General features: G+C 66.3%; 20 protein-coding genes. 16 read left to right on the plus strand and 4 right to left on the minus strand.

Annotated features, from left to right (window positions below):
- The first annotated feature begins 8 nt into the window (after positions 1-8).
- The 3 genes from H3309_RS08300 to H3309_RS17720 are packed head-to-tail and all read left to right on the plus strand — an operon-like array spanning position 9 to position 2,616.
- The gene (locus tag H3309_RS08300; protein WP_182298341.1) at positions 9-746 is read left to right on the plus strand and encodes a 6-phosphogluconolactonase; all 738 of its coding nucleotides are present in this window, start codon (positions 9-11) and stop codon (positions 744-746) included.
- Complete coding sequence (locus H3309_RS08305) at positions 739-1,734, plus strand: N-acetylglucosamine kinase (RefSeq protein ID WP_182298343.1); 996 nt, start codon at positions 739-741, stop codon at positions 1,732-1,734. The genes H3309_RS08300 and H3309_RS08305 overlap by 8 nt, the downstream gene beginning before the upstream one ends.
- 24 nt (positions 1,735-1,758) lie before the next feature.
- A complete protein-coding gene (locus H3309_RS17720) occupies positions 1,759-2,616 on the plus strand; it encodes a GntR family transcriptional regulator (RefSeq protein ID WP_182298345.1) in 858 nt (285 codons plus the stop codon).
- On the opposite strand, the gene H3309_RS08315 is transcribed toward H3309_RS17720, so the two are convergent.
- Positions 2,537-3,985 (minus strand): GH1 family beta-glucosidase, encoded by a 1,449-nt coding sequence (locus H3309_RS08315; protein ID WP_182298347.1) that lies wholly within the window; start codon positions 3,983-3,985, stop codon positions 2,537-2,539. The two genes, H3309_RS17720 and H3309_RS08315, sit on opposite strands and share 80 nt — an antisense overlap.
- Before the next feature lie 115 nt (positions 3,986-4,100).
- On the opposite strand from H3309_RS08315, the gene H3309_RS08320 reads away from it, so the two are divergent.
- Genes H3309_RS08320 through H3309_RS08375 form a run of 13 tightly spaced genes read left to right on the plus strand, consistent with a single transcriptional unit; the run spans position 4,101 to position 17,929 of the window.
- Positions 4,101-4,829, plus strand: coding sequence for an SDR family NAD(P)-dependent oxidoreductase (locus tag H3309_RS08320; protein ID WP_182298350.1), 729 nt, complete (start codon positions 4,101-4,103; stop codon positions 4,827-4,829).
- Complete coding sequence (locus H3309_RS08325) at positions 4,807-6,120, plus strand: ABC transporter substrate-binding protein (protein ID WP_182298352.1); 1,314 nt, start codon at positions 4,807-4,809, stop codon at positions 6,118-6,120. The genes H3309_RS08320 and H3309_RS08325 overlap by 23 nt, the downstream gene beginning before the upstream one ends.
- Positions 6,107-6,970, plus strand: coding sequence for a carbohydrate ABC transporter permease (locus tag H3309_RS08330; RefSeq protein ID WP_182298354.1), 864 nt, complete (start codon positions 6,107-6,109; stop codon positions 6,968-6,970). The genes H3309_RS08325 and H3309_RS08330 overlap by 14 nt, the downstream gene beginning before the upstream one ends.
- Positions 6,970-7,803 (plus strand): carbohydrate ABC transporter permease, encoded by an 834-nt coding sequence (locus H3309_RS16960; RefSeq protein WP_207791577.1) that lies wholly within the window; start codon positions 6,970-6,972, stop codon positions 7,801-7,803. The genes H3309_RS08330 and H3309_RS16960 overlap by 1 nt, the downstream gene beginning before the upstream one ends.
- A complete protein-coding gene (locus tag H3309_RS08335) occupies positions 7,800-9,806 on the plus strand; it encodes a LamG domain-containing protein (RefSeq protein WP_207791578.1) in 2,007 nt (668 codons plus the stop codon). Before H3309_RS16960 ends, H3309_RS08335 begins: the two co-directional genes overlap by 4 nt.
- Entirely contained in the window at positions 9,803-10,798 is a 996-nt protein-coding gene (locus H3309_RS08340; RefSeq protein ID WP_182298356.1) for an ABC transporter ATP-binding protein, read from the plus strand. Before H3309_RS08335 ends, H3309_RS08340 begins: the two co-directional genes overlap by 4 nt.
- A gap of 1 nt (position 10,799) precedes the next feature.
- On the plus strand, positions 10,800-11,729 hold the full coding sequence (locus H3309_RS08345; protein WP_182298359.1) for an aldo/keto reductase: 930 nt from the start codon (positions 10,800-10,802) through the stop codon (positions 11,727-11,729).
- Positions 11,729-12,553, plus strand: a complete 825-nt coding sequence (locus H3309_RS08350) for an amidohydrolase family protein (protein WP_182298361.1) — start codon at positions 11,729-11,731, stop codon at positions 12,551-12,553. The genes H3309_RS08345 and H3309_RS08350 overlap by 1 nt, the downstream gene beginning before the upstream one ends.
- A 34-nt stretch (positions 12,554-12,587) precedes the next feature.
- Positions 12,588-13,406 (plus strand): glycoside hydrolase family 11 protein, encoded by an 819-nt coding sequence (locus H3309_RS08355; RefSeq protein WP_182298363.1) that lies wholly within the window; start codon positions 12,588-12,590, stop codon positions 13,404-13,406.
- Positions 13,403-14,137, plus strand: coding sequence for an SDR family NAD(P)-dependent oxidoreductase (locus tag H3309_RS08360; protein ID WP_182298364.1), 735 nt, complete (start codon positions 13,403-13,405; stop codon positions 14,135-14,137). Before H3309_RS08355 ends, H3309_RS08360 begins: the two co-directional genes overlap by 4 nt.
- Positions 14,137-14,985: an SMP-30/gluconolactonase/LRE family protein gene (locus H3309_RS08365; RefSeq protein ID WP_182298366.1), complete on the plus strand. Its 849-nt coding sequence runs from the start codon at positions 14,137-14,139 to the stop codon at positions 14,983-14,985. The genes H3309_RS08360 and H3309_RS08365 overlap by 1 nt, the downstream gene beginning before the upstream one ends.
- The gene (locus H3309_RS08370) at positions 14,982-16,496 is read left to right on the plus strand and encodes a glycoside hydrolase family protein (protein ID WP_207791579.1); all 1,515 of its coding nucleotides are present in this window, start codon (positions 14,982-14,984) and stop codon (positions 16,494-16,496) included. Before H3309_RS08365 ends, H3309_RS08370 begins: the two co-directional genes overlap by 4 nt.
- Entirely contained in the window at positions 16,493-17,929 is a 1,437-nt protein-coding gene (locus H3309_RS08375) for an SLC13 family permease (RefSeq protein ID WP_182298368.1), read from the plus strand. Before H3309_RS08370 ends, H3309_RS08375 begins: the two co-directional genes overlap by 4 nt.
- An 82-nt stretch (positions 17,930-18,011) precedes the next feature.
- Here H3309_RS08375 and H3309_RS08380 read toward each other — a convergent pair whose 3' ends face one another.
- The 3 genes from H3309_RS08380 to H3309_RS08390 form a co-directional block, all read right to left on the minus strand.
- Positions 18,012-18,389 (minus strand): VOC family protein, encoded by a 378-nt coding sequence (locus H3309_RS08380; protein WP_182298370.1) that lies wholly within the window; start codon positions 18,387-18,389, stop codon positions 18,012-18,014.
- Between the two features lie 105 nt (positions 18,390-18,494).
- Positions 18,495-20,303 carry an endo-1,4-beta-xylanase gene (locus H3309_RS08385; RefSeq protein WP_182298372.1) on the minus strand — a complete coding sequence of 603 codons (1,809 nt, stop codon included), beginning with the start codon at positions 20,301-20,303 and terminating at the stop codon, positions 18,495-18,497.
- The gene (locus tag H3309_RS08390) at positions 20,300-21,130 is read right to left on the minus strand and encodes an NAD-dependent epimerase/dehydratase family protein (RefSeq protein ID WP_182298373.1); all 831 of its coding nucleotides are present in this window, start codon (positions 21,128-21,130) and stop codon (positions 20,300-20,302) included. Before H3309_RS08390 ends, H3309_RS08385 begins: the two co-directional genes overlap by 4 nt.

A 21,130-nucleotide genomic window follows, 5' to 3' on the forward strand; every position in this document is an offset into this window, starting at 1 on the left:
GGCATGTCGTGAAAACCCGTGTTTACGACGATCATGCCGCGTTGAGCAGGGGGGCGGCCCTTGCGCTGGCGCAGGCCATTGGCGAAAAACCGGATCTTAACATCGTTGTCGCGACCGGCAGCACGCCGATGGACAGCTATGCGGAACTGGCGGCGATGCAGCGCAGGGGCGAGGTCAACTGCCGGCGACTGCACGTGTTTCAGCTCGATGCCTATCTGGACGTTGCCGATGATGACCCGCGGTCGCTCTATGGCTGGATGAAGCGTTCGTTTCTCGATCCGCTGGAGATCCCGGATGAAAGAGTATTCCGGATGGATCGCGGAAACGCCGATCCTCAGCGGAACTGCGACGCCCATGCCGCCCTGGTGCGCGCGCGCGGCGGTTATGATATCGCCGTGCTCGGCCTGGGGCCCAACGGCCATCTGGCGTTCAACGAACCGCCCTCGATGCGCGATGCGCCCACCCGTGTCGTGCCGCTCAGCGAGGAGTCCATCGTCAGCAACGCGCGCTATTGGGGCGGGCGCGACCGCGTGCCGCCGCTTTCGGTGACGGCAGGCATGGACCTGCTGTTGGCAGCGAAGACGCTGATGCTGCTGGTCAGCGGCGAGGGCAAGCGCGAGATCCTGCGCAGGACAATGGCCGGCCCGGTCACGCCGATGGTGCCGTCGTCGTATATCCGGGAGACTGCGCGAAGCCTTGTCCTTGCGGACAAGGCGGCACTTGGGGAAAGCCTTGTCCATGCCTGATCCGAGAAGCCTTGTGCTTGGGTTGGACGGGGGTGGCAGCAAGACGGTTGCCTTCGTCTGCGACGACACGGGGCATGTTCTGGGATATGCACGGGGGGGCGCCAGCGAAATCTACACCAGAGGCGAGGCCGCCTTTTCGACGATCTCGCGGACCGTCCAGGACGCGCTCGATCAGGCCGGACTTTCGCCGGACGACCTTCGCGCGGCGACCTATTCGCTGGCGGGTGTCGACTGGCCCGAAGATGCTGTTTTCGTGCGGGAACGGCTTTCCCGATCCCCTCGCTGCGCGATCGAGGTGCGCAATGACGCGGTCGGCGCGCTTGATGGCGCCATCCCGCAGGGCCCGGCGGTCGTCGTCGCCTGCGGCACAAGCTGCGGCATCGCCAGCCGCAACGCGGCGGGCGGAAACTGGCATTCGGGCTTCTGGCAACATCCATTGGGATCCTATGAGCTGGGGCTGAAGGCGCTGCAGGCGATCTGCCTTGGGCACCAAGGGATTGCACAGCCGACCGCGCTTGCCCCCCTGGCGCTCGACACGCTGCGGCTGCCGCATGTCGAGGCGCTGCTGCACCGCGTGACGCGCCGCGAAAATCCCGAAATCCTGCTGCTGGCGCGATTGACCCCGCTGCTGTTCGATGCCGCCGAAGCAGGCGATCCTGTCAGCCGGGCAATCGTGACCGAGCATGGCGCGGGGCTGGGCCGGATGGCGGCGGCGGCGGCGCGGCAGGTGGGCATTTCCGGCCAGGCGATGAAGGTGGCGCTGACCGGCGGGGTCTTTCGCCACGCATCATCGCTGTTGCCGACCGTGGTGCTCGATTCGATGCGTCAGGCTGAAGCGCAGATCGAGCCCGTTACCCCGTTCGGCGAGCCCGTGCTGGGCAGCGTGATCGACGCGCTGCGGCGGATCGGCGTGCCGATCACGGCGCCGGTCCTGAAAAATCTGTGCCGTTCGATGCCAACTGCCGCCTATTTCGATACGGTGGCCTGATCAGGTCCGGCATGGAGAATTGACATGAACAGCGCGACGCACCCGATGGCGATCGGCGAACCGGCGCTTGCCGGCGGCGACGGCCTTCCGCTGCACGTCCGGCTGAAGGACGAGATCATCCGCGGTGTGCGCAGCGGACGGTTCCAGGCCGGGTCACCCATCCTGTCGGAACGTGAGCTTTGCGAGCATTATGCCGTGAGCCGGACCACGGTGCGCAAGGCGATCGCAGACCTTGTCCACGCCGGCTGGCTCTATTCGGTATCGGGCAAGGGCACTTTTGTCGCGAGCCCGCCGCTCAAGCAGGAGATCGAGCCGTTGGTCGGCTTCAGCGCGGACCTCCGCCGCCAGGGGCTGTCGGTCGAGACGCGTGTGCTGACATTCCAGCGGATCGACGCCGACGATGACCTGGCGCGGTTGCTGGATGTCCGCGCCGGCTCCGCCATCGTGCAACTGTCGCGCTTGCGGCGGGTCGCCGGCAGCCCGATGGCGGTGCAGACGGTGTTCATTCCCGAGCACCGCTGCCCCGGCATCCTTGGCTTCGATCTCGCGGCGCGGTCGCTCTATGATATCCTGAGGCAGGACTATGACCTGCGGCTGACATCGGGAACGACATCCATCGAGGCGGGATTGGCCGATGGCTGCGAGCGGGATCATCTTGAGCTTCCCGACCCATCGCCGGTCCTGCGGACACAACAGGTGACGCTGCTCGACGATGGCAGCACGATCGAACTGTGTCGATCAAGCTTCCACGGGCGCCATTTTTCGCTGCATATGTCGGGCGCGCAGGCAAGGGTTGCCGCGATCAGCCAGGATATGCCGCTCGGACATATTTCGCATACCACAGCCCCGAATCCTTTATGCGCCGCTTCTGCCCGTCCTTGAAATCGACGTGGACGAGGCCGAAGCGTTGCGAGTAGCCCTCGGCCCATTCGAAATTGTCGAGCAGGCTCCAGGCATGATAGCCGCGCACGGGAACGCCGTCGGCAATGGCATCGGCGACGGCGGCGAGGTGATCGCGATAATAGGCCACGCGGCGGGCGTCGCGGATGCGACCGCTGGCGTCGGGGCCGTCGTTGAAGGCGGCGCCATTCTCGGTGATCTCGATCGGGGTGCCGCCGAAGACTTGGTTCATGCGGTTGAGGATCATGCGGATGCCCCGCGGATAGACGATCCAGTCCATGTCCGTGCGCTGGTAACGGTCGTTGTCCGGCACGAAGGACCAGCGCGCCTTGGTCTCCAGGCCGGGGATGTCGGTCTCGGTCTTGTCTTCAGTCGCCGTCATCGGCGAATAGTAATTGATGCCCGCGAAATCGAGCGGTTCGCGCAGCAGTTTCTCGTCGCCCGCCTGCCAGCCGAGCAGCGCCTCTTGCCGGTCGGCGGGGAACAGGCCCCGCGGATATTGACCGGTCATCGTTGTGCCCGCGAAGATCAGGTTGGTGAACTTGTCGAAGCGCTGCGCCGCCGCCTGGTCCGCCGCGCTGTCGCTGCCCGGGATGATCGGCGAGACATTGAAGGCGCCGCCGAATTTCAGCCCGGCGTTGCCGCTGCGCATGGCGCGCACGGCGGCGCTGTGTGCCAGGTTGACGACATGCACCGCGCGCAGGAAGGAGGCCGGATCCTTGCGCCCCGGTGCGTGCACGCCGTCCCAATAGCCGAGCGACAGGAAGGCCATCGGCTCGTTGAACATCGCCCAGTTCCGGATGCGGTCGCCGAGCGAGCGACCCATGATCGCGGCATAGTCAGCAAACCGCCCGACCATGTCGCGGCTGGGCCAGCCGCCGGCGTCCTCCAGCGCCTGCGGCAGGTCCCAGTGATAGAGCGTCGGCAGCGGCCGGATGCCCGCCTTCAGCAGCGCGTCGGTGAAGCGGCTGTAGTGATCGAGGCCCTTCTGGTTGGGTGCGCCGCTGCCGGTCGGCTGGATGCGCGGCCAGGCGATGGAGAAGCGATAGGATTTGAGGCCGAGCCGCTGCATCAGCGCGATGTCCTCGGCCGTGCGGTTGTAGCTGTCGCAGGCGACATCGCCGGTATCGCCATTCTTCACCTTGCCCGGCGTATGGGAAAAACGGTCCCAGATCGATGGCCCGCGACCGTCCTGCCCGACCGCGCCCTCGACCTGATAGGCGGCGGTGGCGGCGCCCCACAGGAAGCCCGCGGGAAAGCGCCGGCGGGGCGCGGCGACGACGCCCGCCTGCGGCAGCAGCAGCGCGCCGCCCAGCCAGGCCCCGGTTTTCAGCAGATCACGCCGTTCCATGCCATTTTCCTTTGCCGATTTCACCAATTTGCTTGTAATCGGTCTGACCAATTTATAAAGCCTGTCAAGACCCCGGGCCACGGAACGGCATCGGGGCGGGGATGGGACAAGGATCATGGCCGGCGGTCTGCACGGAAAACGCGCCCTGGTGACCGGTTCGGCCGGCGCCATCGGTTCCGCCGTGGCCCGCGCGCTGCGGGCGGCTGGGTGCGAGCTGCTGCTGCTGGACCGCGATGCCGTGGCGAACAATGCGCTGGCGGCGGCGCTGGGTGGCGAGGCCATGGCGGTCGACCTGGGCGACGCGGCGGCGGTGGCGGCGGTGGCCGGAACGGTGGGCACGGTCGACATCCTGGTGAACAACGCCGGCATCCTATCCAACAGCAAGATTGCCGCGACCGAGCTCGAGGACTGGCGACAGGTGCAGGCGGTGAATGTGGAGGCGGCGCTGATCCTGTCGAAGGCGGTGCTGCCGCACATGCGCGCGCGACGCTGGGGGCGGATCATCAACCTGTCCTCCTATGCCGCCAAGTCCGGCGGGCTGACGGCGGGGACGGCCTATTCGGTGTCGAAGGCGGCACTGATCGGCCTGACCTTTTCGATCGCGCGCGAAACCGCGGGCGAGGGCGTGACCGCCAATGCGGTCGCGCCGGCCTATGTCATGTCTCGCATGATTTCGGAGCAGCTGACACCGGCCCAACGCGCGGCGCAGCTGGCGGCGATCCCAGTGGGGCGTTTCTGCGATCCGGAGGAGGTGGCGCATGCGGTGCTGTTCCTCGCCTCGCCGCTGGCGGGGTTCATTACCGGCGAAGTGATCGACATGAATGGCGGGCTGCACTTTGACTAAGGCGCTCGCCCTGCTGCTCGCGCTGCTCACCCTGTCGGCGTGCGACCGGGCGGAGACGAACGGCAAGGTGGTGGTGACCGTCTGGACGGAATATTCCGCGGCGCCGCAGAAGCCGGTGTTCGAGGCCATCGTCGCCGAGTTCAACCGCACGCACCCGGGCATCGAGGTGCGCCACACCGGTTTCGAGAACACGCCCTATGAAACGACACTGAAGACCGCCTTCGCCGGCGGCAAGCCGCCCGACATCGTCGAGATGAACGGCGGCGCGAACGCGTTCCAATATGCCCGCGCCGGGCTGCTGGCCGACCTGACGGATTTCGTCGCACCGATCCGGCCCCGCATCGCCGCCGGGATGGAACCGGCGTTTGACTATCGCGGCCGTGCCTATGGCATTCCGTGGCAGCTCTCGATCGGCAATCTGCTGTGGTACAATCCGGCGATGCTTCGCGCGCGCGGCATCGATCCGAACAGGCTGGCGACATGGAACGGCTTCCTGAGCGCCGCCGAGCGCTTCAAGGCGCAAGGCCTGGCCCCCATCGCGTTCGGCAATCGCGAGGGGTGGCCGGGCAATCACCTGTTCACCCATTTCTCGCGCCGGCTGATGACGACCGCGCAATATACCGCGATTGCCACCCGCACCTTCGACCCGACGGTCACGTCCGATTTCGGCTGGGACGATCCGGTGCCGGTGCGCGCCTGGGCGCTGTATCGCGACCTGCGCGACCGCGGATTGTTCACCGCGGGCTATCTGTCAGACGATACGCCGGCCGCCAGCAGCCTGTTTTTGAACGGCAAGGTACCCTTTTATTTCATGGGGTCCTGGTTCATCGGCGATGTGGAGGTGCAGGGCGGCACGACGCCGATCGATGTGACGATGTTTCCCACGGTCGATGGCGCGCCGGGCAAGTCGGGCGATCTCGTCACCAACACCCTCGTCTTCACGCTGACCAAGGCGTCGAAACAGCCCGAGGCGGCGAAGCTGTTCCTCGCCTATCTGACCACGGAGCCGGTGCAGCGCAAATGGGCCGAAGGCGTGCAGGGCCTGGTGCCCTATCGCTATGACACGCGCGGCTGGAGTTTAAAGCCGCTGCTCAGGAAGGTCGCGGCGCTTTATGCCAGCGCGACCTCGGCCGCGCCATTCCTCGACATGCTGGAGGACCAGTCGTGCAACGTACCGGGCATCTGGGACGGCAGCGTTGCGGTGCTGACCGGGCAGCTGAGCCCGCAGGAAGCGGGCGCGATGCACGAGAAGTGCGTCAAGCAACTGGAGCGCGCCAATGGCTGGCGCTAGGCGGCGCAAACGCCAGATCGGTCCGTTCGCGATGTTCATCGCACCGGCATTCCTGTTCTACACGCTCTTCTGGATCGTGCCGATGCTGGGCGCCGTGGGCATCAGCCTGACCCATTGGGACGGCATCGCCTGGTCGACGCTGCGCTTCGCCGGGTTCGACAATTATGTGCAGCTGACGGGCGATCCGATCTTCTGGGGGTCACTGGGGAACAACCTCGCCTTTGTCGCCGCCGCGCTCGGCATCATCGTGCTGCTCGCGCTTGTCGTCGCCCTGATCCTTGATGCAAAACCCCGGGGGCATGGCGCGTTCGCGACGGTCCTGTTCATGCCGATCGTGCTGTCGAACGTCGTCATCGGCCTGTTGTTCACGCTGCTCTTGAGCCCGACCTCAGGCCTGGTCGGCACGCAGGTGCAGTGGCTCGGCGATCCCGACACCGCGATCTGGAGCGTGCTGGGCGTCTATGTCTGGCGCGATCTCGGCTTTTCGGTGCTGCTGTTCCTCGCCGGGCTCCAGGCCGTGCCGCGCGACCTGATCGAGGCGGCGCGCGTGGACGGCGCGGGGCCGTTCCGGACGATCCGCCACATCTCGCTGCCCTCGATCCGCGAGGTCGCGGTCGTCGTAAGCGTGCTCGCTGTCACCAACGCCTTCCTGCTGTTCGACCTGGTGATCGTGATGACCGGCGGCGGACCCTATCATGCCAGCCAGGTGCTCGCGACATACATGTACAACCAGGGCTTCACGCGCGGCGTGCTCGGCTATGGCTCGGCGATCGCGGTGGTGCTGTTCGGAATCGTGCTCGCGGTCACCTCGGTGCAGCTGCGGCTGACGCGCGGGCGGGCCGCGGCCTGATGCCGTTCCGTGCCTATCCGCTGCCGGCGCGCGTCGCGGCGATGCTGCTGATCCTTGTGCTCACCGCCTCGGTCCTGCTGCCGTTCGCGTGGATGGTGGTGACGTCGTTCAAGTCGACCACCGAATTCGCGCGCAACCCGTTCGGCCTGCCAGCGGTGTGGCAGCTCGGCAATTTCGCCGATGCCTGGGCGACGGGGCATTTTGTGAGGCTCTACACCAATTCGCTGGTCATCACGCTGACCTCGGTCTCAGGGCTGGTCGTCACCTGCGCGGCGGCGGGCTATGCCTTCGCGCATTTCGGCGGACGCGGCGCGAAACTGCTGTTCCTCTATTTCCTGGCAGGCATGATGATCCCACCGCAGGTCATCCTGATCCCTGCGTTCAAGCTGATGACGCAGTTCGGCCTGGTAAATACGCCGTTCGCGGTGATCCTGACCTATCTCGCCTGGGTGCCGTTCGCGATCTTCTTCTTCCGCGCCTATTTCGCCGGTATCCCGCGTGATCTGATCGAGGCGGCGCGGATCGATGGCGCGGGCGAGCTGGCGATCTTCTTCCGCGTCATGCTGCCGTTGGCACGACCCGCGATCGTGACCGTCGGGATCATCTATTTCGTGTGGATCTTCAATGATTTCATGTGGCCGCTGGTCTATCTCAACGACGACAGCCTGCGCACCGTCACGCTGGGCATGATGAATTTCGAGGGGAAATATTCGTCGCTGATGACGCTGAAGACCGCCGCATTGACGCTGGCGACGCTGCCGCCGATCATCATTTTCATATTGTTCCGCCGGCAGATCCAGGGCGGGCTGGTCGAGGGAGCGCTCAAGAGTTGAGCCAAGCCCCGATCTTGCGCGCCCATTGGGGTTTCGACGCCGGGCTGGTCGGCCAGTCGCTCGATTCGGCGACGAACACCTGCGACGTCTTCCATGGGCATTGGGAGTTCCTGCCCGGCGTCAACGGCGGGCGGGGTCTGCGTTTCGACGGGTTCACGACCTTCATCGACCGCCCTGCCGGGACGCCGCTCAAGCTCGGCAGGGCGGCGACGGTCGAGGCGTGGGTCACGCTCGGGGCCTTCCCGTGGAACGAAGCGCCCATTCTGGATGCCGAGGCGTTGACCCTGGGCATCGACGATCATGGCCGCGCCTTCGCCCGCGCACGATTCGGTGATGTTTTCGTCGAAGCGCGCTCAGAAACCTCGCTTGGCTTGCGTTCCTGGCACCATGTCGCCGTCACCGCCGACGACGGCCTGGCGCTCTATCTGGACGGAAAAGCCGTTGCGCATGCCGCCGCGCCTGCAGCCTTCGTCGAAGCCGATGCCCCGCACCTTTATATCGGGCGCAGTCGGGGCAAGGCGCAGGCGACCGGCGGCATCCGCCTCGCATCGCACGCCGCGACCGACATCTACCTCGACGGCATCCTTGACGAGATCAAGCTGTACGCGGGCGCCCTGCCCGCCGGCCAGATCGCGGCGCAGGTCGCGGCCACCACCCTGCCCGACAATGTCGCGCTGCCCGAACGCCGCTTTCCGACTGAGGGCACCGGTCCGGGCCGCTTCGGCGCCTTCTACACCTACCTCAGATATTACGACGCCTGGGACCGGCGCTGGCGCGTCGGCGATCATCCGGATGTCGTCGTGCGCTTCGAGCATGAGGCCTATCGTCTCGTCTTCTGGCGCGGCACCAACTATGTGCCGTGCTGGGCAACCGCCGAAGGCATCTGGTACACCAACGAGTTCAACGAGACCTGGGGCAACGGTATTATCGGTTGCGGCGAGCCGATGTCGGACAAGCATTGCGCCTACAGCCATGTCCGCATCATCGAATCGAGCGCGGCGCGCGTCGTCGTCCACTGGCGCTATGCGCTGGTCGACGTTTACGGCAACCGGCCGCGCCGCGATCCGGTGAGCGGCTGGACCGATTTTTCCGACGAGGTCTATACCATCTACCCAGACGGCACGGGCACGCGGAAGATCACGCTGCATTCGACGCAGCCGCTGGAGGCGCATGAATTCCAGGAAACGATGGTCGTGCTCCAGCCCGGCCAGACGCCTGAGGATGTGTGGGATGCGCGGGCGATCACCATGGCGAACATGGCAGGCGAAGAGGTGACCTACGACTGGTCGCACGGCGCGCCGACGGCGATCGTCAAGCCCGATTTTGCCAACATCGAGCTGGTCAACCTGAAGACCACGACGAAGCCGTTCCTGATCGTCTCGCCGGGCAAGTGCCTCACGCGGCGGCAGACGCTGTCCGACCGGCCGGTTTTCCCCGTCTACGCCCACGAGATCCAGCCGCCGCGCCTCTTCCCCTGGTGGAACCATTGGCCGACCGCGGAAATCCCCTCCGATGGCCGCCACGCCGTCGCCGCCGACCGCGCCAGCCATGCCTCGGTCTCGTCGGGCATGGAGTGGGCGGATCACGAGGTCACCGCGACGTCGCGAACGCGCGTGATGCTGCATGGGCTGACGCGGCGCGGGGCAACTGAGCTGGTGCCGCTCGCCAAGAGCTGGCTGCAACCGCCGCCGCTCACCGTCACGGGCGGTGTCGCACGCAATGCCGGCTATGACGTGACCGAGCGCGCCTATCGGCTGACGATGCGCGATCCGTCGCAGCCGTTGTTACTGCGCATCGACGCGAGCGAAGGCGCGCCGCTGGTCAACCTGTGCCTCGTCATCGAGAATTGGGGAGATGGTGGCGCTCGGGTGAGTATCGATGGCGCGGCGCACCCTGCCCGCATCGGCGTGCGGGACCGGATCGAGGGGCGGGATCTGATCGTCTGGCTGGAACTCGGCCGCGATGCGCCCGTCGCCATCACCCTGTCAAAGGACATCGCGTGAAAGGTTTGACGATCAGCGGTGCCAGGAAAGGCTTCGGCGCCACGCAGGTGCTGCAGGGAATCGACCTGGAGATCGCGAAGGGCGAATTCATCGTCTTCGTCGGCCCCTCGGGCTGCGGCAAGTCCACGCTGCTGCGGACGCTCGCGGGGCTCGAGACCCTCGATGGCGGGCATATCGCGATCGAGGGTCAGGATGTGACCGACCTGCCACCGGCCGAACGTGGCATCGCGATGGTGTTCCAGTCCTATGCGCTCTACCCGCACATGACGGTGCGCCAGAACATGGCGTTCGGGATGAGGATGGCGAAAGCCGGGAAAGCCGAGATCGAGGCGCGCGTCGCCAGGGCTTCGGCCATGCTCCACCTCGACGCGCTGCTCGACCGGCTGCCGAAGCAGTTGTCGGGCGGGCAGCGCCAGCGCGTGGCCATCGGCCGCGCCATCACCCGCGATCCGAAACTGTTCCTGTTCGACGAGCCGCTGTCGAATCTCGACGCGGCCCTGCGCGTCGCGACGCGGATCGAGATCGCGCGGTTGAAGGCGTCGATGCCCGGGACGACGATGGTCTATGTGACGCATGACCAGGTCGAGGCGATGACGCTCGCCGACCGCATCGTCGTGCTCCAGGCGGGACGCATCGAGCAGGTCGGCACGCCGCTGGAGCTTTATCGCAACCCCGCCAACCTCTTCGTCGCGCAGTTCATTGGCAGCCCGGCGATGAACATCGTCGCGGCGCGCGGCGGCCCCGTGGGTGCGACGCACATGGGCATCCGGCCCGAGCATCTGGCGCTGGCGGGGGATGGCGAATTTGCTGGGACCGCGACCCTGGTCGAGCATCTCGGCGAACAGACGCTGGCCTATGTCGACATCGGCGCCGGTGAGACGCTGATCGTCAAGCTGGACGGGGACGCCAGCGTGCGGGTGGGCGACGCGGTGAGCCTGTCGCCGCGCGAACGCAATCGCCACTGGTTCGACGCCAGCGGCAAGGCGATCTGAGATGGAACGGCGTCCGCTCGGCCGTTCCGGGATCTGGGTTTCAGCGCTGTCGTTCGGCGCGTCGGCGCTTGGCGGGGTATTTCATGCCGTCGATGAAGACGAGGCGATCCGCGCGGTCCATGCCGCACTCGATGCAGGGATCAGCTATTTCGATGTCGCCCCGGCCTATGGAGGGACCCGTGCCGAAACGTTGCTCGGCAAGGCGCTGAAGGGCGTTCCGCGCGAGCGCTATATACTGTCGACCAAGGTCGGCAAATACAGCGGCGCGGACGGTCGCGATAGGCTCGACTTTACCGAGGCGCGGATCCGCGCCGAGTTCGAGGCGAGCCTTGCCCGGCTCGGCGTCGAACATGTCGATATCCTGCACATCCACGACATCGAATATGAAGGGCGCGACAGGCTTGAGAACGCGCTCGGCGAAGGCGTGGCGACGGTGCAGGCGCTCAAACGCGAAGGGCGCACACGCGCGGTCGGCTTCGGCTTTTATCCGGTCGACCTGTGGGAACGCGTGCTGCGCGAGGTCGATTGCGATGCGGCGCTGGTCCACAATCATTACGGGTTGCACGACACGCGGCTGGAAATGCTGCTTCCGCACGCGGCGGCAAAGGGCGTCGGGGTGATCAGCGCCTCGCCCTTTGCCAGCGGCATGCTCACGGAATGCGGCGCGCCGGCCTGGCACCCCGCCTCGGCCGCGGACCGGGCGGTTGCGGCCGAAGCCGCGACGCTTTGCCGGGCACGGGGCAGCAGCATCGAAAAGCTCGCCTTCCAGTTCGCGGCGAGCAACGGGGAGGTTGCGACGATGATGTTTTCGAGCGCCAATGCTGCATCCGTGCTGCGCAACATCGGCTGGTTGGCGGAGCCTCTGGACATGGATCTTGTTTCCGATGTCCGCGCTGTGCTTGGCCCCTTGATCGACAGGGACTGGTACTGATGCGGATCGACGCGCACCAGCATTTCTGGGACTATGCCACGAACGCCGCCGACTATGTCTGGATGGGCGAGGCCGAAGCGGCGCTGCGCCGTGACTATCTGCCTGCCGACCTTGAACCGCTGCTCGCCGCCAGCGGCTATGACGGCACGGTCGTGGTGCAGGCGCGCGAAATCGAGGCCGAGACGCGCTGGCTTACGGCGCTCGCCGATGCGACGCCGTTCGTGCATGGTGTCGTCGGTTGGGCCGATCTCTGCGCGCCCGACGCCGCCGCCCGGATCGACGCGCTGGCGCATCCGAAGCTCAAGGGCTTCCGGATGCTGATCCACGACCGGCCCGATCCCGATTTCGCGGCGTCCCCCGATCACCTCCGCGGGGTCGCGCTGCTCGAGCCGCGCGGGCTGACCTATGATCTGCTGCTGAAGCCGCCGCACATTGCCGCCGCCATCCGCCTGGTCGATGCCCTGCCGTACACGCGCTTCGTCGTTGATCACATTGCCAAACCGGCGCTCGATGAGAGCGACTGGGGGCCGTGGTCGAACGGGATGCGTGAACTGGCGGCGCGGGCGAATGTCTGGTGCAAATTGTCGGGCCTTGCAACGCTCGGCAATTCCGCCGCGCTGCCACCGCGCATTGACCATGTTCTCGACGCCTTTGGCGCGGCGCGCTGCATGATCGGGTCGGACTGGCCGGTGGCAACCCTCGGCGCCGACTATGTCGCGACGATGGCGCTGGTCGAGGATTGGGCGGTCAAACTGTCCGCCGACGAGCAGGCGGCGATTCTCGGCGGCAGCGCCACCGCATTCTACGGGCTGGAGGGCAAGTGAAGGACGGGAATCCGAAATGGCGATGAGGGCGTCAATGCTCGTCACGGCAAGCGTGCTGCTGCTGCCGATGGGCGCGTCGGCCGAGCAGGCGACAGTGGCACCCGTGGCCGACGAAAGCTCGACCCCGACCGATCTGATCGAGCGCACCCGCCCCGCAAATGACGGGAAGGCCACGGTCAGATATTGCGAAACGCCCGACATGCAGCGCGGCAACAGCTATATCTATCTGTGGCCGGTCGGGAAGAAATATACCGCCGAAATGTGGTTCAGCCGCAATTTCGACGGCACGGCCTGCCTCACCAATTTCGGAGATCGGGGATTTCGGATCGACTGGGATCTGAAAACATACGGTTTTCTGCACGAGGTCGGCCTCTACAACCTTTCGATCCCCGTCGACAGCATCAGCGGCAATCCCAAGGCACGGCACCGGCACCGGTTGAGCAACATCACCGGCGGCGGCGGCTATACGGGACTTTACGGCTGGTTCGGCAAGGCCGGGACGCCTGATTCGATCGAGCTCTACATCAACGAGAATTGGGCAGGCGGCGATTTCGGCATGGGCGATACGATCAAGATGGGGTCGATCGAAGTCGATGGCGGCGTCTACGACATCTACACCCGCCCGCGTCGTGGCAACCGCTTCGTGCAATGGTGGAGCAACCGCCGAACCCCGCGCGAGAGCGGCACAATTTCATACAAGAAGCATTTCGACGCGTGGCGAAAACTCGGCATGCCCAACGCGGCCCTGACCCGGCTGACCTTCGCGCTGGAGGCGCGCTGGGGGGTCAAGACCGGCGGGTCGGTCCACTACAAGAGCTTCCACATTGACACGCCCGGAGGGTCCACGCGATGACCCGCGCGACCTACCCCAGCCTTGCCGGGCGCCATGTCGTCGTCACCGGCGGCGGGTCGGGCATCGGCGCGGTGATTACCGAAGCGTTCGTGGCGCAGGGATCGAGGGTCACCTTCCTCGACGTCGCCGAAGACGAGTCGCGTGCGTTGTCAGCGACGACCGGCGCCACCTTCATCCGCTGCGACCTGACCGATCCCGATGCCATCGCCGCGGCCTTCGCCGCCGTCAGCCCCGTCGACATTCTGGTCAACAACGCCGCCAACGATGACCGCCACGACATCGCCACCGTTACCCCGGCCTATTTCGACCAGCGAATCGCGGTCAACCTGAAGCATCATTTCTTCTGCGCGCAGGCCGTCGCCCCGGCGATGAAAGCGGCGGGGCGCGGCGTCATCATCAACATGGGGTCGATCTCGTGGCGGCTCGCGCTGCCCGGCCTGGCGATCTACGAAACGGCGAAAGCGGGGATCGAGGGCCTGACCCGCGCGCTGGCCCGCGAGCTGGGCGGCGACGGCATCCGCGTCACCTGCGTCGTCCCCGGCGGCGTCCGCACGCCGCGCCAGTTGGCGCTGTGGCATGATCCGGCGGGTGAAGCGGCGCTGCTGGAGAAGCAATGCCTGAAATTCCGGCTCGATCCGCCCGACATCGCCGCCATGGTGCTGTTCCTGGCAAGCGATGACGCCCGCGGCTGCACCGGGCAAAGCTATGTCGTCGATGCGGGGTGGAGCTGATGACCGTCACCTGTGTCTGGCCGCTCGGGGCGCTGCTGGGCGAGGGACCGGTATGGCACGACGGTGCCCTGTGGTTCGTCGATATCAAAAGCGACCGCATCCACCGTTTCGATCCCGCCAATGGTGACCGGCGGAGCTGGACCACCCCGCCCCGCCCCGGCTTTCTCGCCCCCCGGCGCAGCGGCGGTTTCATCGTCGGGCTGAAGCGCGGGCTGCATGATTTCGATCCCGCCAGCGGCACCTTCCTGCTGCGACAGGAGGTCGATGCCGATCACCCCGGCAACCGGCTGAATGATGGTTTCGTCGATGCGGCGGGGCGGCTGTGGTTCGGCACCATGGACGATGCCGGCAGGGCACCGACCGGGTCGCTCTGGCGCTATGACGCCCGCGGGCTGGCGATGATGGACCCGGGCTATCGCATCACCAACGGACCGGCGATGTCGCCCGACGGGCGCACGCTCTATCACGTTGATACGCTCGGACGGACGATCTACGCCTTCGATGTCGATGCGGGCGGCGCGCTGTCCAACCGGCGCCTGTTCGCCACCGTCGCGCGCGGCTACCCCGACGGCCCCGCCGTCGATGCCGAGGGGACGCTCTGGTGCGCGCTCTACGGCGGCTGGGGGATCGACCGCTTCGCCCCCGATGGCCGGCTGATCGGTCATGTCGCCCTGCCCTGCGCCGCTGTCACCAAGGCCGCGTTCGGCGGGCCCGACCGTCGCACCCTCTATGTCACCACCGCGCGGCAGGAGCTGTCTCCCGCCGCGCTCGCCGAACAGCCGCTCGCCGGCGGCCTGTTCGCCCTGCCAGTGGCCGTTCCCGGCCTTCCCCAAGGAGTTTTCGGATGATTGCCAACCGACGCCATATCCTGTCCGGCGGCACGCTGCTGGGCGCCGCCGCGCTGTTGCCGCTGCCCCTGCGCGCCCAGATCATCGAAACCGGCCGCTATCGCGTCTGGACCGGCATGGAGGTGCCGCTGCCCTATGTCGGCCAGGTGCGGCCGCGCGGGACGGCCGAGATTTCCGGGTCCAACTGGCTGCTCGGCTGCGAGACGCTCGACCGCGATTTCGCCGATTACGACCAGTATAAGGAGTTCATCGCGCCGCTTGGCATCAAGCGGCTGCGCATGCAGGCCGGCTGGGCAAAGACCGAAAAAGTCAAGGGAGTCCTGGACTTCGGCTGGCTTGATCATATCGTCAACGATGCCACGTCGCGCGGCTTCATGCCCTGGCTGCAGACCTCCTATGGCAACGGCATCTATCCCGGCGGTGGCGGCACCAATCTCAGCGCGGGCCTGCCGACGTCGGAAGAGGCGCTCGCCGCCTATGACCGCTGGGTGGCGGCGATGGTCACGCGCTACAGGGACAAGGTGTGGGACTGGGAGGTGTGGAACGAGCCCAATTTCGGTGACAACATCCTGAACACGCCCGAGATGACCGCAGACTTCAACGTGCGGACGGCAACCATCATCAAGCGTATCCAGCCGGGCGCGCGCATTTCCGGGCTGGCGCTCGGCCATTACAACCGCCCCTGGGTCGATCGCTTCTTCAAACGGCTGAACGACCGGCGGGGCTTTCCGCTGTTCGACAACATGACCTATCACGACTATGTCTATAATCCCGACGGCAATGTGCACGAGGTGGCGCAGCTGCGGGCGCAGCTCGACCGTTATGCGCCCGGTATGCGACTGCGCCAGGGCGAGAATGGCGCGCCATCGGGTGCCGGCGGCGGGCGCGGCGCGCTGTGGGACTATCCCTGGAGCGAACTGACCCAGGCCAAATGGAACACGCGGCGGATGCTCCGCGACCTGGGCCAAGACATCGAATCGAGCATCTTCGGCCTGGTCGAGATGAATTACACCAGCGGACCGATCAACCGGCTGAACTTCAAGGGCATCCTGAAATCCGACGCGACTAAGCGCGTCATCCGCCCCAAGACCGCCTATTATTCGATCCAGCACGTCACCTCGATCTTCGACGACAGCCTGGAACGCATCACGGCGCTGGAGGAACTGCACACGCTGGAAGCCGCCGGACCGAAGGCCAATGCGTTCAGGCACAGCACCGACCGCAATGTCGCGGTCTTCGGCTATCGCAACAGGAAAAGCGGCCGACACGCCTATACCCTTTGGCTCGCCGAGAATATTCCGTCGGAGAACAACAGCCCGAACATCAACGAGGTCGGCCTGGTGAACGCCGAGATCGACACGCCGGTCTGGGTCGACATCATCACCGGTGCCGTGCACGACATCCCGGCATCGCAGGTCACGCGCAAGGGCAACATCACCACCATCAGGGGGGTGCCGCTGTACGACGCCCCGGTCGTGCTGGCCCACAAGAGCCTGATCGCGATCGCATGACGCCGCCGGCAACCCGCCCGCTGTCGCAGACCGTCGGCCTGGTCGGCGGGCTGATCGTTTTCGCGGTGATGCTGTCCGTGGCACCACCCGAGGGGTTGAGCGTGGCGGGATGGCGCGTGCTGTGCGTCGGCGTGCTGATGACGGTCTTCTGGTTCACCGAGGCGATCCCGGTGACGCTGACCGGGGTTGTCCCCTTCATGGCGCTGCCGCTGCTCGGCGTCAGCCCGGCGGACAAGGTCGCGGCAAGCTACTTCACGCCGGTGCTGTTCCTGATCCTGGGTGGCTTCTTCATGGCCACCGCGATGGAGAAATGGGGCATGCACAAACGCATCGCGCTTGCCGCGCTGGCCCGCGCGGGTGGCAGCGCGCGCTCGATCCTGCTGGCGGTGATGGCGACCACCGCCTTCATCTCGATGTTCGTGTCCAACTCGGCGGCGACGCTGGCGATGCTGCCGGTCGCGCTCGCCATCGTCGCGGCGACGCTGAGCCCCGGCACCGATGAGGGCGAGCACCGGCGCTTCGGCCAGGCGATGGTGCTGGGCATCGCCTATGGCGCGACACTGGGCGGCTTCGGGCTGATCATCGGCAGCCCCGGCAACGCCGCCGCCGTCGCCATTTTCCAGAAAGTCTATGACCAGGAGATCGGCTTCGCACTGTGGGCGGCGTTCGGCCTGCCCCTCGTCATCCTCAGCGTGCCGCTGGCGTGGCTGCTGCTCAGCCGCCTCATCTTCCCGTTCCGACTGGCCGGCATGGACCGCGACGCCGTTCGTGGCGCGGTCGGCGATCCCGGCCACTGGTCGGCCACCGACATCCGGCTGGTGACGATCCTTTGCATCGCGCTGGCGGCCTGGATCGGCATGCCGTTCGTGCGGATGGCCATTCCCGCCATGTCCGACCCGCATGTGGCCATGCTGGCGGCGGTCGCGCTGTTCCTGGTTCCGGCCGGGCCGGGCAAGGGGCCGCTGCTGACCTGGAACGACACCAGGGTGATGCCATGGCATCTCCTGGTGCTGCTGGGTGGCGGTTTGGCGCTGGCCGAGGCGATCAAAGCCACCGACCTGTCGCAATGGCTGCAACTGCAATTCGCCGGCGCGACCGCGCTGTCGCCTTTCGTGCAGCTTGCCGTGCTGGCGCTGGCGACGCTGTTCGTCACGGAGTTCGTGACCAACACGGCGACGGTCTCGGCGTTCCTGCCCGCCACCGTCGCGCTCGCGGGGTCGGGCCATATTGATCCGGTGACGCTGGGCATGGTCACCGCCTTTGCCGCCAACTGGGGCTTCATGATGCCCGCGGGCACGCCCTCGCTCGCGCTCGCCTATGGCACCGGCCGACTGACCGTGCCGCAGATGGCCTGGTCCGGCTTCTTCATGGACGCGGGCGGCGTGCTGCTGATCCTGGCGGTGGTGCTGGGGGTGGGGGCGGTGGTGTTGTGACGCGGGGTAAGGACAGCCAGCGTGGTGGCGTGTGCCCGTCCAACGACTTTTGAGGCATTCGGGGAAACCGTGACAGAGGGCGCTAAGCGGCGGCGAATGTGAGCGCCTCAATCTTGTTGCCGTCTGGATCTCGAACAAAAGCGGCATAGTAATGCCGGTCATACTCTGGTCGAATCCCTGGCGTCCCCTCGGCTTTGCCGCCGTTCGCCACTGCCACTTCGAAGAAGGCATCCACCGTTGAGCGCCTCTCGACTTCAAATGCGACATGAACGCCATTGCCCACCGTCGCAGGCAGTCCGTTGGCGGGCATGTTCAGGCTGAAGACCGTGATGCCGGCACCGTAGCCGACCGCTTCATCAACTTCGAGCGTGCAGCGCAAACCAAGCTCTTGCATCACCGGCGTGTAAAAAGCCTTCGCCCGCTTCAAGTTGGTCGTGCCAAGCGAAACATGATGCAGCATCCCCGTTCAACACCCATCGCCAAGACGCGTTCCAACCGGCCTCCGCTCAACTGACATTCCGAGCAAAGCAGGACGCCCCGAAGTCCCTGACCAACCCGCCACCATCTATGGCAACACCACCATCACCCCCGCGGCGGTCAGGCCCAGCGGGATGTCGACCGTCCGCACCACCCGCTTGCCGCCCTTTGCCACGGCGATCTCATATCGCCCCTGAAAGGCAGGCGTCGCGTACGTCCCGCGCGCACCGGTCATGCCCTCGGTGTTGGTCCACCATTTGCCGAACACCAGCTTCCTGTATTCGGCCAGCGCGGGACGTTCCGACCAGTCCTCGCGGAAGAAGGCGCCGCGCGGGCGCCAATGCTGCTTCGCCCAGAAGCCCCAGCTCTGATAGCCCACGACATTGGGGTGGCTGTACAACACGATCAGATAGTCGCGCGTGAAATCGGCCTGGAGCTTTTCGTCGGCGGTATCCATGTCGAACTCGGTGGCGCGGATCTTCACCCCCAGCTTCGCATAGAGGTCGAAGGTCTTGAGGATGCGCGCCGGCGGGCTGGGTAGGTTCGACATGTGCGACTGGATGCCGACACCATCGACGTCGGCGCCCGCCGCCCGCAGCTCCTTCACCGTTTCGATCGCGCTCTGCACGAACACCGGCCGGTTGACATAATCATGCCCCGCCGCCTCGTTCAGGTAGAGCGGCGCATGCGGCAGCACGCGGCGCGCCTCCTTGAACCAGTCGGCCATGATGCCCCGTCCGAACAGCTTCATCAGGTCGTTGTTGAGATAGGGCTCGTTCAGCACGTCCCATTCGTCGATCAGCCCCGCCGTCGTGGCGGTGATGTCGGCGATATGCGCGGTGACGCGACCTGGGATCGTGTCCTGCTGCGGCGTGTCCCTCAGCCCCTTGATGCCTGCGGGCAGGTTCTTCCACCCCGGCCAGACGAGGACATGGCCGCGGACGTAGAGATCGTTGCGCTTCAGCCAGCGCAGCCCCTCGAGCGTCTTGTCGCGCCCGGTCACCCAGTCCCAGTCGCCTTCCCAGCCGGGCCATTTGGTCTCATTCTCGGTCGAGACCGCGTTGTAGAGTTCAAGGATCTTCGCGCGATATCTTTCGCTGTCGGCATCGGTGCCGGTAATCATCTTCATCGCCACCGAGGAGCCGAACTGGAAGGCGTGGCGTTTCATCCGCACCTGCACCGTCGCGTCCGGCACCGGCCTGCCGTCCGACCCCACCACGGACACGGTGAGCGCGGCGCGACGCAGCGCCAGGATGCGCGCCTCGGCGTCCTTGCGCCACGCCGCCCCGGCTTCGCGCCCTTCATAGGTGAACTCGGTTTTCGGCAGTGCATCGGCGCTGACCCCGTCGGCGAAGGTCAACACCTCGACGCCGCCGATTTCGATCGTCTGCGCGCGGTTGCCGGTCATGAAGATCACTTCGGCATTGCCCAGCGGCAGCTCGCCGCCCGCGACAAAGGGAAAGCTGAACTGCTGCCAGCCGGCATTGGCGCCCGCTTCCAGCTCCAGCGACTTCGCCCGGTCTCCGTCGGTGCGCGCGATCGCAAGCCGGATCAGCCCGACGCCGGTCTCGTCGGCGGTCTCGGTGCAGCGCGCCCAGAAGCGCACCAGCCCCGCCTGCCCCGCCTTCATCGGCGCCGCCAGGGTCATCCGCGTCTCGACCCCCCAAGAACCGACGACATGAACATCGGTCCTGATGTGCAGCGCTCTCGAGAACGCGGCATGTTTGGCCGGCACGATGGTCAGCGTGCCCTTGCCGCCCCGCTGCTCGGTCTTGCGCGCGCCCAGAAACAGTTCGGGTGTCATCGCGGTCGCCGCCACCGGCGGCAGCGGACGGTCGGCCTGCGCCAGCGCGGGGCTGGCGAGACACAGCGTAAAGGCGACCAGAAATGCCCTCATGCCGATGCTCCCGTCACCCATTCGAGCGCCTTGTCGCCGCCCAGATAGGGCCATTCGGACACGAGGCTGGTGTCCACGCCCGCGGCCTTCAGCGCCTCCAGATGATCCTCGGCATCATCCTGCGGTGCATAGCCGATCAGACGCGCCACCGGGTCATCGATGCGCGTGCGGGTATTGCCGGAAACCCCCCAGATCATGCGATAGCCGCTTTCGCTCCAGCGCAGGCAACGATCCACCAGCCGCGCGGCATCGTCGGGGCTGAGCCACAACCGCAGGTCGCGCGCGTTGACCGGCGCCGGCTTGTAGCAGGCGATCCGCCAGGAAAAGGCGATCCACCTGTTCGCCTCGGCCTCGGCACGCAGCAGCGCCTCGCCGAACGCCTTCGACACGCCGTAAAGCCCCGCCGGGCGCGGATCGAGATCCGGCGACAACAGCGTATCCGCCGGATGCAGCGCGCACATCTGGTTCGAACTGGCATAGATCACGGTCGACACACCGGCCCGTTTCGCCGCCTGGAACACATTGTAGGTGCCGGAGAAGTTGCGTCGTTCGATGGTCGGCCAGTCGATATCGCGCGGATGGCCGCCGCAATGCACCAGCGCGCGACAGCCCGCCATCGCCGCGGCCATGCGGTCCTGGTCATTGAGGTCGCATTGGGTGAAGCGCGCGATGTCGGCATCGGTGGGCACGGCAATGTCGCTGTGGCGGATGGCATAGCCCGCGGCCCCCAGCCGTTCCCGCAACGCCCCACCGATGCGGCCGGCGCTGCCGGTGATGAACACGTCGCCGGGCGGAACGCCGCCCGCGCCCAGGCCCAGCCGGTCCAT

Source organism: Sandaracinobacteroides saxicola, from assembly GCF_014117445.1.
GTDB classification, from domain to species: domain Bacteria; phylum Pseudomonadota; class Alphaproteobacteria; order Sphingomonadales; family Sphingomonadaceae; genus Sandaracinobacteroides_A; species Sandaracinobacteroides_A saxicola.

Bases quoted from the DNA above. Each gene is read 5' to 3' on its own strand.
- H3309_RS08385 (WP_182298372.1), bottom strand. From the start codon at position 20,303: ATGAGGGCATTTCTGGTCGCCTTTACGCTGTGTCTCGCCAGCCCCGCG.
- H3309_RS08370 (WP_207791579.1), top strand. From the start codon at position 14,982: ATGATTGCCAACCGACGCCATATCCTGTCCGGCGGCACGCTGCTGGGC.
- H3309_RS08375 (WP_182298368.1), top strand. From the start codon at position 16,493: ATGACGCCGCCGGCAACCCGCCCGCTGTCGCAGACCGTCGGCCTGGTC.
- H3309_RS08315 (WP_182298347.1), bottom strand. From the start codon at position 3,985: ATGGAACGGCGTGATCTGCTGAAAACCGGGGCCTGGCTGGGCGGCGCG.
- H3309_RS08380 (WP_182298370.1), bottom strand. From the start codon at position 18,389: ATGCTGCATCATGTTTCGCTTGGCACGACCAACTTGAAGCGGGCGAAG.
- H3309_RS08325 (WP_182298352.1), top strand. From the start codon at position 4,807: ATGGCGGGCTGCACTTTGACTAAGGCGCTCGCCCTGCTGCTCGCGCTG.
- H3309_RS08305 (WP_182298343.1), top strand. From the start codon at position 739: ATGCCTGATCCGAGAAGCCTTGTGCTTGGGTTGGACGGGGGTGGCAGC.
- H3309_RS08350 (WP_182298361.1), top strand. From the start codon at position 11,729: ATGCGGATCGACGCGCACCAGCATTTCTGGGACTATGCCACGAACGCC.
- H3309_RS08330 (WP_182298354.1), top strand. From the start codon at position 6,107: ATGGCTGGCGCTAGGCGGCGCAAACGCCAGATCGGTCCGTTCGCGATG.
- H3309_RS16960 (WP_207791577.1), top strand. From the start codon at position 6,970: ATGCCGTTCCGTGCCTATCCGCTGCCGGCGCGCGTCGCGGCGATGCTG.
- H3309_RS08320 (WP_182298350.1), top strand. From the start codon at position 4,101: ATGGCCGGCGGTCTGCACGGAAAACGCGCCCTGGTGACCGGTTCGGCC.
- H3309_RS08355 (WP_182298363.1), top strand. From the start codon at position 12,588: ATGCTCGTCACGGCAAGCGTGCTGCTGCTGCCGATGGGCGCGTCGGCC.
- H3309_RS17720 (WP_182298345.1), top strand. From the start codon at position 1,759: ATGAACAGCGCGACGCACCCGATGGCGATCGGCGAACCGGCGCTTGCC.
- H3309_RS08365 (WP_182298366.1), top strand. From the start codon at position 14,137: ATGACCGTCACCTGTGTCTGGCCGCTCGGGGCGCTGCTGGGCGAGGGA.
- H3309_RS08345 (WP_182298359.1), top strand. From the start codon at position 10,800: ATGGAACGGCGTCCGCTCGGCCGTTCCGGGATCTGGGTTTCAGCGCTG.
- H3309_RS08360 (WP_182298364.1), top strand. From the start codon at position 13,403: ATGACCCGCGCGACCTACCCCAGCCTTGCCGGGCGCCATGTCGTCGTC.
- H3309_RS08390 (WP_182298373.1), bottom strand. From the start codon at position 21,130: ATGGACCGGCTGGGCCTGGGCGCGGGCGGCGTTCCGCCCGGCGACGTG.